At 54.1% G+C, this 14,510-nt stretch carries 13 protein-coding genes and 1 pseudogene; 5 read left to right on the top strand and 9 right to left on the bottom strand.

The window, feature by feature from the left end:
* Positions 1-422, bottom strand: a pseudogene (locus QZ197_RS08230) (porphobilinogen synthase); the annotation flags it as partial.
* Positions 423-547: 125 nt separating this feature from the next.
* Between QZ197_RS08230 and QZ197_RS08225 the strand changes: the two are divergent.
* On the top strand, positions 548-1,072 hold the full coding sequence (locus tag QZ197_RS08225; protein WP_296431400.1) for a component of SufBCD complex: 525 nt from the start codon (positions 548-550) through the stop codon (positions 1,070-1,072).
* 39 nt (positions 1,073-1,111) lie between these two features.
* Complete coding sequence (mfd, locus tag QZ197_RS08220; RefSeq protein ID WP_296431399.1) at positions 1,112-4,570, top strand: transcription-repair coupling factor; 3,459 nt, start codon at positions 1,112-1,114, stop codon at positions 4,568-4,570.
* A 44-nt stretch (positions 4,571-4,614) separates the two neighbouring features.
* On the opposite strand, the gene QZ197_RS08215 is transcribed toward mfd, so the two are convergent.
* Positions 4,615-5,823 (bottom strand): multidrug effflux MFS transporter, encoded by a 1,209-nt coding sequence (locus QZ197_RS08215; RefSeq protein ID WP_296431398.1) that lies wholly within the window; start codon positions 5,821-5,823, stop codon positions 4,615-4,617.
* Positions 5,820-6,464 (bottom strand): DsbA family oxidoreductase, encoded by a 645-nt coding sequence (locus QZ197_RS08210; RefSeq protein WP_296431397.1) that lies wholly within the window; start codon positions 6,462-6,464, stop codon positions 5,820-5,822. The genes QZ197_RS08215 and QZ197_RS08210 overlap by 4 nt, the downstream gene beginning before the upstream one ends.
* Before the next feature lie 166 nt (positions 6,465-6,630).
* On the opposite strand from QZ197_RS08210, the gene QZ197_RS08205 reads away from it, so the two are divergent.
* Positions 6,631-7,254: an XRE family transcriptional regulator gene (locus QZ197_RS08205; protein WP_296431396.1), complete on the top strand. Its 624-nt coding sequence runs from the start codon at positions 6,631-6,633 to the stop codon at positions 7,252-7,254.
* Here QZ197_RS08205 and QZ197_RS08200 read toward each other — a convergent pair.
* From QZ197_RS08200 to QZ197_RS08190, 3 genes are all read right to left on the bottom strand, one after another.
* Positions 7,251-7,898, bottom strand: coding sequence for an MIP/aquaporin family protein (locus QZ197_RS08200; RefSeq protein ID WP_296431395.1), 648 nt, complete (start codon positions 7,896-7,898; stop codon positions 7,251-7,253). The two genes, QZ197_RS08205 and QZ197_RS08200, sit on opposite strands and share 4 nt — an antisense overlap.
* Before the next feature lies 1 nt (position 7,899).
* Positions 7,900-8,370: an arsenate reductase ArsC gene (locus QZ197_RS08195; RefSeq protein WP_296431394.1), complete on the bottom strand. Its 471-nt coding sequence runs from the start codon at positions 8,368-8,370 to the stop codon at positions 7,900-7,902.
* Positions 8,371-8,435: 65 nt separating this feature from the next.
* Positions 8,436-10,226: an extracellular solute-binding protein gene (locus tag QZ197_RS08190; protein WP_296431403.1), complete on the bottom strand. Its 1,791-nt coding sequence runs from the start codon at positions 10,224-10,226 to the stop codon at positions 8,436-8,438.
* A 293-nt stretch (positions 10,227-10,519) separates the two neighbouring features.
* Between QZ197_RS08190 and QZ197_RS08185 the strand changes: the two genes are divergently transcribed.
* Together QZ197_RS08185 and QZ197_RS08180 are read left to right on the top strand one after the other, a co-directional pair.
* Positions 10,520-11,293: a 3-hydroxybutyrate dehydrogenase gene (locus QZ197_RS08185; protein WP_296431393.1), complete on the top strand. Its 774-nt coding sequence runs from the start codon at positions 10,520-10,522 to the stop codon at positions 11,291-11,293.
* Entirely contained in the window at positions 11,290-12,321 is a 1,032-nt protein-coding gene (locus QZ197_RS08180; protein WP_296431392.1) for a patatin-like phospholipase family protein, read from the top strand. The genes QZ197_RS08185 and QZ197_RS08180 overlap by 4 nt, the downstream gene beginning before the upstream one ends.
* Here the strand turns inward: QZ197_RS08180 and QZ197_RS08175 are convergent.
* From QZ197_RS08175 to QZ197_RS08165, 3 genes are all read right to left on the bottom strand, one after another.
* Positions 12,314-12,916 (bottom strand): LysE/ArgO family amino acid transporter, encoded by a 603-nt coding sequence (locus QZ197_RS08175; protein ID WP_296431391.1) that lies wholly within the window; start codon positions 12,914-12,916, stop codon positions 12,314-12,316. The genes QZ197_RS08180 and QZ197_RS08175 overlap by 8 nt on opposite strands.
* Positions 12,917-12,919: 3 nt before the next feature.
* Complete coding sequence (locus QZ197_RS08170; protein ID WP_296431390.1) at positions 12,920-13,648, bottom strand: DUF502 domain-containing protein; 729 nt, start codon at positions 13,646-13,648, stop codon at positions 12,920-12,922.
* An 82-nt stretch (positions 13,649-13,730) separates the two neighbouring features.
* Positions 13,731-14,510: pseudouridine-5'-phosphate glycosidase (locus QZ197_RS08165; protein WP_296431389.1), on the bottom strand; the 780-nt coding region annotated here is incomplete at its 5' end.

Genomic DNA, 14,510 nt, shown 5'->3' with positions numbered 1-14,510 from the left:
TCGACAAAGCCGTCGTGGCCATTAATATTATAGGGATCGAGCGCGATATCCGTCATAACAGCAATATCCGGGGCCACGTCCTTGATCGCGCGAATGGCCTGATTGGTCAGGTTATTGGGGTCCCACGCCATTGCGCAGTCTTCTGTGCGGGCATCCATGCTTGTGTAAGGAAAAATACAAATCGCAGGAATACCAAGGCTTTGCGCCTCTTTTGCGGCCAATGCAACGCGGTCCACCGTGCGGCGCATAACACCGGGCATAGAGGCGACGGGCGTCTCGTCATTCTTGCCGTCCATTACAAACACCGGCCAAATCAGATCATCTGTGGTCAATGTGTTTTGCCGCGCGAGCGCACGCAAAGCAGGCGTGGCGCGCATGCGGCGCAGACGTGTAGTGGGAAACGGGGCAATGGTCGATTTCATACAGCGTGGCCTTTTCTATGACACACAATTGGTCGCATGGATTTTATCCCTTCACAAGTCTGGGAAAGCCCTGCTGAGGTGCTAGTATCGATGACATTATACAATGAATAAAATCGGGGCCTGCAGTGGACTGGACAGAAACGATCGCGCGGGTGATCCACCTCGATACCTTCTCGAGCATCTGGTATTGGATGACAGTGATTGTGTCTTGGGCGGTGGCTAGCCATTGGTTGATCGGTGTGCCGTTTGATCTGCTATTTCGTGCGCGCAAGTGTGAACCACAAGAAATCGCGGATCTTGAGGCGATCGTAGACGTCAATGTGCGCCGTTTCACGGGGCTAACGGATTCGGCAGGTCCGTTGCTCTTGGGCTTTATCACTTTTGTTTTGGTAGGTTTGGGTATGGGTGGTTTCTACTACGGGTCAGAGATGGCACAGGGCTTGTTCATCCTTGGCGCAACTTTGACCATCGTGATTATTCAAAATGCCAGAGTTGCGCACGAGTTGCGGGCAAGCCCTTTGGCGGGTCCTGCACTTGTCAGTCGCTTGTTTAGAATGCGTGTCTGGAGCCAGATTATCGGAATGATCGCGATCTTTTTCACCGCCATGTACGGTATGTGGTTCAATCTTGATGCACTGTATCTATTCTAAACGGTTGACACTGACGGCACTGGCAGTAGGTCCACTTTCATGTCCAATCCCAATCATATCACCGTCAGCGGCGCACCCGAAGGCTATGACGCGCAGCTAATCCTTGCAGAGCTTTCAAAGGGCGTGCCTGTTGTGCATGTCGCCCGCGATGACAAACGGTTGGCCGCAATGCAATCGGCGCTCGCCTTCTTTGCGCCTGATATCCCGGTCTTTGTCTTTCCGGCGTGGGATTGCCTGCCTTATGACCGTGTGTCGCCGAACACAGATATATCAGCCGCACGCATGGCCACATTGGCGGGTCTTGTGCATGGCATGCCTGAAAAGTTTATTTTGCTGACGTCGCTGTCGGCAGCAACCCAACGTGTGCCTGCCCGCCGCCTTCTGCGTGAAGCGGCTTTCAAGGCTACCGTGGGCACTCGCATGGACGAAGAGGCGTTGCGTCATTTCTTAGTGCGCATGGGGTTCACCCAAAGCCCCACCGTTATGGAGCCCGGCGATTACGCCGTGCGCGGCGGTATTATCGATATCTATCCTCCGGGCCAATCTGGGCCTGTGCGTCTCGATCTTTTTGGTGATGTGCTTGACGGTGCGCGCCGCTTTGATCCCGCCACCCAACGCACGATTGAAAAGCTGACAGAGGTTGAACTGGCGCCCGTGTCAGAGGTGATATTGGACGAGGCCGCAATCACACGGTTCCGCCAGAGCTACCGCATTGAATTTGGCGCGGCTGGCACTGATGATCCACTGTACGAAGCCGTGTCGGCAGGGCGCAAGCATTCTGGCGTGGAACATTGGCTGGGCTTTTTCCAAGACGATCTGGAAACGCTGTTCGATTATCTGCCCCGCGCGACGGTCACCTTGGATGATCAAAGCACCGCGATACGGATTGCGCGGTGGGACAGTATTGCCGATCAGTATGGCACACGGATGCATGCGCTGACCCAAAAGGGGCGGATGGATAGCGTCTATAAGCCAGCCCCGCCGGAGCTGTTGTATCTTGACGATGCGGCTTGGGAAAAGGCTGTTGCCGACCGCCGTGTCATGCTGCTTTCACCGCTCAAGCAAGCTACAGGAATGGGTGTGATTGACGCGGGCGGCAAAATAGGGCGTAATTTTTCGCCAGAGCGCCAGCAAGAACACATTAGCCTTTTCAGCGCTTTAGCGGACCATGCGAAAGCAAAAATGGCCGATGGACCAGTCGTCATCGCCTCTTATTCAGAAGGCGCGCGCGAACGGCTTGAAGGGCTGATTGCGGACGAAGGCATCACAGAGACGATCCTTGTGAAAGACTTTGGCCGGATTGGGAAATCTGGTGTGCATCTGGCGGTCTGGCCACTTGATCACGGGTTCGAAGCCCCCGGGCTGACAGTTATTTCGGAACAAGATGTTTTGGGTGATCGCCTCATCCGGCAGACCAAACGCAAACGCAAAGCCGAAAACTTCCTGACCGAAGCGAACAGCCTCACCCCAGGCGATCTGGTCGTTCATGTCGATCACGGCGTCGGGCGCTATATAGGCATGGAAGTCGTCACCGCCCTTGGTGCCGCCCACGAATGCCTGTTGCTGGAATATGCAGAAAGTTCAAAGCTTTACCTACCTGTAGAGAATATTGAACTGCTGTCCAAATATGGACACGATACAGGGTTGCTCGACAAGTTGGGCGGCGGTGCGTGGCAGGCCAAAAAGGCGAAGCTTAAAGAACGCATTCGCCAAATTGCAGAACGTCTGATCCGTGTTGCTGCAGAACGTGAATTGCGCACGGCACCCGCACTTGATCCACCAGACGGGCTTTGGGATCAGTTCTTGGCACGTTTTCCCTATGTAGAAACCGATGATCAGCTTTCTGCGATCGAGGATGTTCTGACTGACCTTGCCTCTGGTCGTCCGATGGACCGTTTGATCTGCGGTGATGTAGGTTTTGGCAAAACCGAAGTGGCGATCCGCGCGGCATTTATCGCCGCGCTATCAGGTGTTCAGGTCGCTATTATTGCACCGACAACTTTGCTGGCCCGCCAACACTACCAGAGCTTTGCCGAACGCTTTCGCGGTTTTCCGGTCAATGTGCGACCGCTATCGCGGTTCGTGTCGACGAAAGATGCAAATCTGACCAGAGAGGGCCTGACCAAAGGGACCGTTGATATTGTCATCGGCACCCATGCGCTGTTGGCCAAATCGGTTAAATTCAAGAACCTTGGCTTATTGGTCATTGATGAAGAACAGAAATTTGGCGTGCAGCACAAAGAGCGGCTTAAGCAGTTGCGCACGGATGTGCATGTGTTGACCCTGACCGCCACGCCGATCCCGCGCACACTGCAACTGTCGCTGTCTGGCGTGCGCGATCTGTCGATCATTGGAACACCGCCCATCGACCGTCTAGCGATCCGGACATATGTCAGTGAATTCGATACGATTACCGTGCGCGAGGCCCTGTTGCGCGAGCATTTCCGTGGCGGTCAGTCGTTCCTTGTGGTGCCGCGTATTTCGGACATGGCCGAGATGGAAGACTTCCTGAAACGCGAAGTCCCAGAAGTCACCTATGTCTCTGCGACGGGTCAAATGGCTGCGGGCGAACTTGATGACCGCATGAACGCGTTCTACGACGGAAAGTTCGATGTGCTTCTGGCGACAACCATCGTCGAGAGCGGGTTGGATATTCCAACTGCGAACACAATGATTGTGTGGCGTGCTGATATGTTCGGTCTTAGTCAGCTTTATCAAATTCGCGGCAGGGTCGGGCGCTCGAAAACGCGGGCATATGCCTATCTGACCACGAAACCCCGCCAGAAATTGACCGATCCCGCGCAAAAACGTCTGCGGGTGCTGGGATCGATCGACACACTTGGTGCTGGCTTTACGCTAGCCAGCCAAGACTTGGATATTCGCGGTGCAGGCAATTTGCTGGGCGAAGAACAGTCCGGACAAATGCGCGAAGTTGGCTACGAGCTTTATCAGCAAATGCTGGAAGACCAGATTTCCGCGATCCGGTCGGGCCAAGCCGAAGGCATTATTGATGATGGCCAATGGGCGCCGCAGATCAATCTGGGTGTCCCTGTGTTGATCCCAGACACTTATGTGCCTGATCTTGATGTACGTTTGGGCCTGTATCGTCGCCTGTCCGAGTTAACTACGAAGGTTGAATTGGAAGGTTTCGCTGCAGAATTGATCGACCGTTTCGGCAAACTGCCACGCGAAGTTAACACCCTGATGCTGGTCGTGCGTATCAAGGCAATGTGCAAGCGGGCAGGGATCGCCAAGCTGGATGCCGGGCCAAAAGGGGCGACGATCCAGTTCCACAACGACAAGTTCGCCTCTCCTAAGGGATTGGTGGATTTCGTGCATGCGCAGAACGGGTTAGCAAAAGTCAAAGACAACAAGATCGTCGTGCGACGCGACTGGGCGCTTGAGCGGGACAAGATCCAAGGCGCGTTTGCGATTGCCCGTGATTTGGCGCAAAAATTGACCGACGAAAAGAAAAAGAAGGCGGGCACGCCCGCCTGACTTTTGTGCCTCCGGCGGGGATATTTATGCTCGGAAGAAAAGGTCTAGATTTCGCCGGGTCGCTTGATGAGCGTGGTCAGCCAAAGAGCGAGAACCGCGCAGACCAATGTGCCAATCGCCATAGGCAGCGGAGTGCCGTCAAATTGCAGCGCAATTGGTACGGCGATTAGGACCGCCCCGATTGTTGAAACTGCTGCAATGACTGAAGCGGCAAGCCCTGCGATGTGACCCATTTCTTCCATAGCGAGGGCATTCAGATTTCCGATCGTCAGGCCCGCCTGGAAAAAGTTTGAAAGCACCCAAAGCACATAGCCACCAAACGCCAGCCAATAGGGACTGTCAGAGGCTGTGATCACAATCATCACAATCGTGATTGCGATTTGCGCGGTGTACATGGCTTTTATGATGGCCCGCATTCCGAGACGCCCAACCAGTCGCGCGTTCAGAAAGCCAGCTGATGACGCCACAACTGCGATCCCGCCGAACCACAGATGAAACACGTCGCCTTGACCAAAGGTCTGGTCGAAAACCTGCTGTGTGGACGATAACATATTGAAAAGCATGCCAAACGTCAGTGTTTGGATCAGTATGGATAGCGAAGCTGTCCGGTGTGCAAACATCTCTTTGATCGCAGACCAGAGCGCACGAATACTCAGCGGCCGTCTTTTCTCTGGCGTGAGCGTTTCAGGTTGCCGGATTAACAGCCAAACCGTTGAAATAACCGAGAAAACGATGAACGACAAAAAGATCGCATGCCAGTCGAAAACCACAACGATATAGTGGCCAATCGTCGGGGCAAGGGCCGGTACCAGCGCAAAAACAATCATCACAAACGACAAAATACGCGCCATATCTGATCCGGCATATAGGTCGCGAACCAATGCCATCGCAACGACACGCGGGCCCGCGGCACCCAAACCTTGGACAAGGCGTGCGACCAACATCACCTCAAGTGATTGGGCTTGCCATGCTGCAAAACAGGCCGCGATATAAACAACCGCGCCGCCGATCATGACAGGTTTGCGCCCAAAAGCATCTGACAACGGTCCCGTAAACAGCGTGCCAATACCCATTCCCAATACGAAACTGGTGATAATCAGCTGTGCATTATTCAGGTTGTCGGGCGACAATGCCGCCCCCATTTCGGGCAAAGCCGGCAACATCGCATCAATCGAAAATGCGACCGTCGCGGCGACCATCGCCATTAGCGCAATAAATTCGGCCTGCGGGAGCGGCTTTGTGCGCGCGATCATTCCGAGGCCGCAATTTGGTCCATGATGTCTTTGATTACTTCAATCCACATTTCAGGCGGTTGTGCACCCGGGACAGCATGTTGCTGTGCGATGATGAAGGTAGGCACCGAATTTACGCCCATTTCGCGGCTATGTTTATCGCGAGCACGAATGTCATCAACGTCTGCGTCCGTCGCCAGCAGTTTTGTGACCATAGCAGCGTCCATTTCGACCGTGTCTGCGATGTCCGCGAGAACTTCGTGGCTGCCAATATCGCGACCGTCAACAAAGTAGGCTTTGAACAGTTGATCAACGACAAAGCTTTGGCGGTGTTCGATACCCGCCCAGTGGATCAAACGATGTGCATCGATGGTGTTCGGTGTCTTTTTGATCGCTTCGAAATTGATGATGGCACCGGTCCGCTCTGATGCTGCGACAACAGGGGCATAGGCCTTAACGGCGCCTTCTTTGCCACCAAACTTGCCTTCAAGATAAGCGCGGCGGTCCATGCCGCCCGCAGGCATATCAGGGTTTAATTGAAACGGATGCCATTCGACTGTGAACGGATGGTCGGGAAATTCGAGCAGCGCCTTATCAAGATTGGTTTTCCCGATATAACACCACGGGCAAATTGGATCAGAGATAATATCAAGCTTGACCATTGGCGGCCCCCTATGCGTTGCAGGCGCGCGGCCTATCATTTCGACCCTACGTATCATGTCTGTCCCGACGTAAAACCCCACATTGATAAATAGAGGGCGTGCGCCCTTGCACATCAGGGCATCTGGCGGTGTTGCAAGACTGCGCGGCCCTGCGTATGAACAGATTATGTCTGATACTGACCCCAAAAACCTAATCCGTATTGCCCATGAGAATGGCGAAACAGGTGTAACGCAGCCTCTTGACCTTGGCGCGCGCGTGCGTGAATTGCGCAAAGCCCGCGATTGGACATTGGAACAGGCTGCCCAGCAAGCCGGACTTGCACGCTCCACCTTGTCCAAAATAGAAAACGGACAGATGTCGCCTACGTATGATGCGTTGAAAAAGCTGGCCGTCGGACTTGAGATTTCAGTGCCGCAGCTATTTACGCCGCCCTCCAAGGGCCAAGTGAACGGACGTATGGCAGTGACGCGCAATGGCGAAGAAACCGCAAAGGTTACGACAACCTACGAGCACGCGCTTTTGGGCGAAATGCTGACGAACAAAAAGATGTTGCCATACCGCACGCGTGTTCGCGCCCGCAAGGTAGAGGACTTTAACGGGTGGGTTCGGCATGACGGAGAAGAGTTTTTATACGTGTTGACCGGTCACGTGCGGCTTTATACCGAATTCTATGAACCCGTTGAACTCAAACGTGGCGACAGTGCCTACTATGATGCGGCAATGGGCCATAACGTCGTATCTGTCAGTGCAGAAGATGCAACGATCCTGTGGGTCACGTCCCTGAACTAGTTGTCAGGGAATAGCCTTGGCAGGACTGCTGCGGCGACAAAGACTGCCAAAATCTGCATCACAATGAACATCGAAATATGCGCGGGGTTGATACCTGCGAACGTGTCGCTGAACCCGCGTGCGATTGTGACTGCCGGATTGGCAAAACTGGTTGATGACGTAAACCAATATGCGCCCGTGATATAAAGAGCGACCAATGTTGGCACGGCTTCTGGACGGCTGTTCAACCCTCCAAAGATGACAAACAGCAGGCCAAAGGTCGCCAGTATTTCTGAGAACCACTGCGAAACGCCGGTGCGGTCGGTGGTCGAGGTCTGTAGGATCGCGAGATCAAACATCATATGTGCCGCCCAAACCCCCAAAATGCCGCCGATGATTTGGACGGCAACAAAGAGGCCCGCCTCGCGGGTTTCAATCTGACCGCGCAGCCAAAAGGCCAATGTGACCGCTGGATTGAAATGCGCGCCAGAAATGGGCCCAAGGGTCGTGATTATTACGTAAAGGATGCACCCCGTAGCAATCGCGTTTGCAAGCAACGCGATAGCGGTGTTTCCGTCGGCAAGGGCAGCGCCCATGATACCCGACCCCACAACGCCGATCAGCAAGAATGCAGTGCCTAGACCCTCGGCCAGTAGTTTTTGCATATTATCCACCAATGCGGTTCAGAATTGACTGCAGATCGTCCTTGGTCATTTCCTCGAATGGTAGGGCCAACAAGCTTTCTGCTTTGGCTGATAACAGGCCGTAGGCTTGTGCAAATGCCTGCGGTTGGTCCTCAGGTGACGCCGCTGCCGGGTCTTCAACCCCCCAATGGGCACGCAAAGGCGCGCCGGGCCAATAGGGGCATTCTTCGCCCGCAGCCGACCCACATACGGTGATGACTGCATCCATAACGGGCGCGTCAGGCTTGGCGTAGTCGTCCCAACTTTGCGAGCTGAGGCCCGCAATCGGGAAATCATGCGCGGCCAGCAACGCGAGCGACTGCGGGTGAACCTTGCCCGCCGGTTTTGATCCCGCCGACCACGCCCTGATACGGCCATCAGAGCGGTGGTTCAGGATGGATTCCAGCAAGATAGAGCTGGCAGAGTTGCCTGTGCACAAGACGAGGATGTTCATCAAATATAGCCTTTATTCATTCCCGTTTGCGCCTAACGGCGTTGCGTAACAAAACAATAACAGTGTTACGGTTCAGACCACCAAACATCAGGCTGCCATCCTGGCCAGTCGCCGAAGATTGGCAAATAATCAGGATAACGCAGGTCCTTTGCATGCGCCAAACGGCTGATATTCCACTGATAAATCGGAATGACATACCTGCCAGACGTCAACACGCGGTCCAGCGCTTTGACGGCAGAGACAAAGTCATCCTGACTATCAGACGTCAGCAAACGCCCGATCATCGCGTCCACCGCAAGCGATTGCACACCCATCAGATTGCGTCCGCCGACTTCGTTTGCGGCGTCTGATCCATAGTAGCTGTATTGCTCGTTGCCGGGCGATAGTGACACACCACGTCGGTAGTAGGTCATGTCGAAATTATACGTATCTGTACGTTCTTTGAACTGCGCACTGTCGGCAATGGCAACGGTTGGTGTTACGCCAATCCGCGCAAGCGATTCCGTGTACATATCAACGATCGCCTGATTTTCAGAACTGCCTTGCCCGAGCAGAATTTCAAAGGTGAACGGTGCACCGTTGGCGTCCTTCATCACACCGTCTTGGACTGTCCAACCAGCGGCCTCCATCTGCGCCAAGGCCGCACCTGTGCCTGCGCGGTTACGTTCCGTGCCGTCGCTGACGGGCACGGTATAACCGGTGATCGTGTCTGGGATCAGATCATCCGCGAAGGGCTCAAGAAATTCGAGTACACGACCCGTTGCCCCGTCATGCGACATCCCAAGCGGTGAATTGGACCAATAAGACGTGATGCGCGGTTGTGCCGATCCGGTCATCGCTTCGTTGATGAATTCAAAGTTGAAGATCTGGATCATCGCATCGCGAACACGCCAATCGGCAAACTGCGAACGGCGGCTGTTCATGACAAATCCGGTCATGCCGGATGGGCGTGCATGCGGAAGTACGGATAAAACCACATCACCGTTTTCGATTGCGGGAAAGTTATACTGGCTTTCCCAACGGGCGACGTTGAATTCACGATTTGAATTCACTTCGCCAACTTTGAACGCCTCGAACGCGGCTGTTTCATCGCCGAAGAATTCTAAGCGCACTTCGTCAAGGTTGTTGGTCCCTCGGCGGAACGGCACATCGACGCCCCAATAGTCCGGATTGCGGCGCAACGACAAATAGCGACCAGGTTCGAAATCATCGATCACATATGGCGCGGAGCTGATCGGAACGACGTCTGTCGTGCTTTCGGCGAAATCAACGCCGTCCCATTGCGCCTTTTGCAAAATCGGCCGCATTCCCGCCAGTAATGCCAACTCGCGGTCTTCGACATTGAATGTGAAACGGACGGAACGGGGGCCGGTTTGTTCCATCGTTTCGACCTTGGCCCAGAACCCAAGATAGCGCGGGTGGCCCTCGGTCCCGAGTGTTTCGTATGACCACATCACATCGTCGATTGTAACGGGGCTGCCGTCCGAGAACTTGGCCTCTTGGCGCAGGGTAAATTCGACCCATTCGCGATTCGGTCCTGTCTCTACCGATTCGGCTAAAACGCCGTAAAGTGCGAATGGTTCATCCAATGAACGCCCCATAAAGCTTTCGCCCAAGAAAAATCGCAGTTGCCAAGGAACCGACCCTTTTCGAATGAACGGGTTGAGGCTGTCAAAGCTTCCAACTTCTGCGGTGACGATCCGGCCGCCTTTGGGCGCATCCACGTTCACGTAGGGCAGGGACACAAAATCAGGTGGAAGGGCGGGATCGCCATACATAGCTATGCCATGCTGGGGTTGCGCACCGGCGCCTTGCCCAAGCAGGCCAAGCACCACTGCTGTTGTCAAAATACGCATTTGCGCGCCAAATTTCACCACCATCTTCAAAAGCCCCTTACCGTTTTCTTTGTTGTTATGAATAGACCGTAAAGAGGCTTTTCAACCTTTTCAAACTTTTAGCTTGGATGCATGCGGTGGATTGCTTATAAAGACATCACTGCTCGATAGGTTTCTTGCCTGTATGAAACCTGCCTCAATAACTTCACGCCCGCCTTGTGCGGGCGTTTTTTTTGGGGCTATCGGTTCCGTGATGTGGCATTTGCAGGTGCAGCATATAGACTGTTCAAAACCCAGAGAATCGGAGCATGAACATGTCACTTGCAGGAAAAACCGCCGTCATTACCGGATCAAATTCGGGGATTGGCTTGGGTGTCGCGCGCGAACTGGCAAAGGCAGGTGCCAATGTGGTTCTTAATTCGTACACTGACACCGCCGAAGATCACGCGCTGGCCGCCGAGATCGCAAAAGTTACCGGCGTTGACGCCAAATACGTCCAAGCAGACATGTCCAATGGCGACGATTGCCGCCGTTTGATCGTTGCGGCGGGCGGATGCGATATTCTCGTGAACAATGCGGGCATTCAGCATGTCGCACCGGTCGAAGAATTTCCGGCCGCCAAATGGGACGCGATTATTGCAATCAACCTCAGTTCTGCGTTTCATACGACTGCCGCTGCCGTGACAGGCATGCGCGAACGGGGATACGGGCGGATCATCAATATCGCGTCAGCACATGGTTTGACGGCATCCCCCTTTAAATCGGCTTATGTGGCAGCCAAACATGGCATCGTCGGGTTCACCAAAACCATTGGTCTGGAAACCGCGCGTGATCCAATTACCTGCAATGCGATTTGTCCCGGTTATGTGCTTACCCCTTTGATTGACGCGCAAATCCCCGAGACGATGAAAGAATACGGCATGACCCGCGAAGAGGTCGTGCGCGATGTTCTTCTTGCTCGGCAGCCGTCGAAAGAGTTCGCAACTCTTGAACAAATCGGCGGAACAGCAACGTTTCTTTGTTCGGATGCAGCGGCCCAAATCACGGGTACGACCATAAGTATTGATGGCGGCTGGACCGCACTGTGAAAAAAATCAATCTCGCGCTGCAAGGTGGCGGTGCGCATGGCGCGTTCACTTGGGGTGTTCTGCTGCGTTTACTACAAGAAGACGATATTGAAATCGCCGCTATATCAGGGACTTCGGCAGGGGCTTTGAATGCTGCGGCACTTAAGTCTGGTTGGGTTTCAGGGGGGCGAACCGGCGCGATTGAAAACCTCAATTGGCTTTGGGAACAGGTTGGCGCGATCTCGGATCCTTTGTTTATGCCATGGATCACTGCGGCTGAACCCTCGGTCGGACTTTGGGCAAAGGCGATGAAATACTCGCCCGCATATACCGCGTTCGAAATGACGTCGCGGATGTTTTCGCCTTATGTGTATGGCCCAGCGATGCAAAATCCGTTGGCCGATATCGTGAAGCGCTTTCACTATGATGCTGTTTGCGCAGATACAGGCCCCGCATTACATATCTGTGCGACAAATGTCCGGTCTGGCAAAATCCGCGTATTTACTGGTGACGAGATCATGCCAGAGGTCATTATGGCCTCTGCTTGTTTGCCGAGTATGTTTCAAGCGGTGGAATTCGAAGACCCGCAAACAAGGCAGATAGAAGCGTTTTGGGATGGCGGATACACCGGAAATCCGGCGCTTTATCCGTTGTTTGCCAGTGACTTGCCAGATGATCTTTTGATCGTGAACATCAATCCGCTGCGCCGCGAAGAGCTGCCAACGGATGTGCAATCGATCCAGAACCGCGTCAATGAAATCAGTTTCAATAGCTCCTTGCTGCGTGAATTACGTGCGATTGATTTCGTGAAACGCCTCTTGGCTGATGGATCGGTCAAACCGGGCACGATGAAGGACGTATTGGTGCATATGATTGCTGATGATGCCCTGATGAATACGCTGAATGTGGCCACGAAAACCATTCCGTCAGCTGTGATTTTGTCACGATTAAAGGCAGCAGGGGAACAGGCTGCTGATACGTTTTTGACGGATCACAAAGCGGATATCGGGAAACGCAGTTCAATCGATTTGGCCGCAATGTTTAGCTAAGTAGCTTTATAGCAAGCGCCCACATCACAACTCCGATCATCACGTCCAGCCTGCGCCATGCGCGGGCTGATTGCATCATAGGTCCTAATAGCCGCGCGCCATAGCCAAGGCTGAAAAAGAATACGAAGGACGCGCTGACAGCACCGATCCCAAACGCTGTTTTCTGCGCAACATCAACATATTGCGTGGACACTGCGCCGACCAATCCCAGTGTATCAAGATATACATGCGGGTTGAGCCAAGTAAACGCGGCCCCCGTCGCTAGTGTGGCCCAGAGCCCTGCACTTTGACCTGCGAGCTGCATTTCATACCTGCCTTGCCATGCAGCCCAAAACCGCATCGCCCCATAGACCGTTAAAAATGCAGCACCACCCCATGCCATAATCTGCGGAAACTGCGGGTATACTGCCACAATGGCGCCAAACCCCAAGACGCCAGCTGTAATAAGCAAAGCGTCAGAAACGGCACACAGCAAGCACAACCAAAACACATGGCGACGCACCAGGCCTTGCCGCAAGACAAAAGCGTTTTGCGCTCCTATCGCAAGGATCAGAGCAAATGCAGTGGCAAAGCCAGTCAGAGCTGGTGTAATCATCGATTAGTCCGTTGGGTTGTGCGTCTCTAGCGACTCTTTCCCGTTAGGGTAGACTAACCCTGCAGAGATGACCAATTTTGCGGCATCTTCGACGGACATATCAAGCGGTTGCACGTCACGTTGTGGCAAAAACAACAAGAAGCCTGATGTTGGATTAGGTGTCGTCGGCAAAAACACGGTGACAATTGCCTCTCCATCGCTAAGTTTCGCGTCAATTTCGCCTTTGGCGTTGGTTGAGATAAATGCAATCGCCCAGATTCCGCGACGCGGGTATTCAACCAGACACGCTTTGTCGAAAGACGTATCGCGCTGTGAAAACACAGTTTCGGCGATTTGTTTGACGGCGTTATAGATCGACCTGACCACGGGCATGCGGTCTACCAAGCGCTCTCCGATCCCGAGAAAAGAGCGCCCGATCAAGCCCTTGCCGATCCACCCCACCAGAATGGTAAAGATCAAAAAGATGACGACGCCCACGCCACGCACGTTGATTGTGACCTCATTGCCCGGCTCACGGCCTAACCAGAAGTTTACCAGCGCTTCGGGTTGGTACGCTTGGGGCACAAACGGCCATACCCAGCTATCCACCCAACCAACAACGGTCCAGATCAACCAGATTGTCAGGCCAATCGGCGCGACAATGATCAATCCAGCAAGGAAATTGCCCCTCAATCGCGCAAAAATGCCCGGTTTCAAGCGTTTTGCATAATCATCTGAGCTGGGATCGTTCATGATCGGGTTCCGGAATATTGCCTGATTTCACACTTAGGTGCTGGCATGCGGCACAGCAAGCGTTCTGCGGATCAATGCCGCGCTATTTGCCAAGAGCGATGGCGATTTGTGCAGCCAGGCGCGCATTGTTGCGCACAAGTGCAATATTCGCCTTAAGTGACCGCCCCTCCGTCAATTCAAATATCCGCCCCAATAGAAATGGGGTCACCGCCTTGGCGCTGATGTTTTGCGCGGCTGCCTCAGCCAAGGCTTGTTCAATAATGGGATACAGCACATCGGCCGGAATTTCGGCGTCTTTCGGGATCGGGTTGGCAATCAGCTGTCCGCCCGAAAGGCCCATCGCGGTGCGGGTCATTTGCGCGTGTGCAATATCGTGTGCGCTATCCATCCGCAAAGGTGCGGCCATGTCAGACGACGCAGACCAGAACGCGGGCAGCATGTCTTGCCCATAGGCAATAACGGGCACACCAAGGGTTTCCAGCACTTCATAGGTCTTGGCCAGATCAAGAATAGCTTTGGCGCCAGCGGCCACGACAGTGACAGGCGTCAGCGCCAGTTCTTGCAAGTCAGCAGATATATCAAAGCTAAGCTCCGCACCGCGATGCACCCCGCCAATGCCGCCGGTTGCAAAGACTTGGATACCAGCCAAATGCGCAGAGATCATCGTGGCAGCAACCGTCGTCGCGCCCGTGCCACCAGTTGCGATGCATGCGGCGATATCTGCCCGCGAAAGCTTGGCTACGTTTTGTGCCTGACCCAAAGCGTCCAGTTCATCGGCCTCTAGACCCACATGCAACACGCCATGCAGTACCGCGATTGTCGCAGGGATGGCACCCGCTTCGCGCACGTCGTCCTCTACCAA

Origin of the sequence: Yoonia sp. (genome assembly GCF_017854415.1) — a bacterium.
In the GTDB taxonomy this organism is placed as follows: Bacteria; Pseudomonadota; Alphaproteobacteria; order Rhodobacterales; family Rhodobacteraceae; genus Yoonia.
Note: the sequence above shows the minus strand (reverse complement) of the source record. Positions and strands in the feature narration are given on the sequence as shown.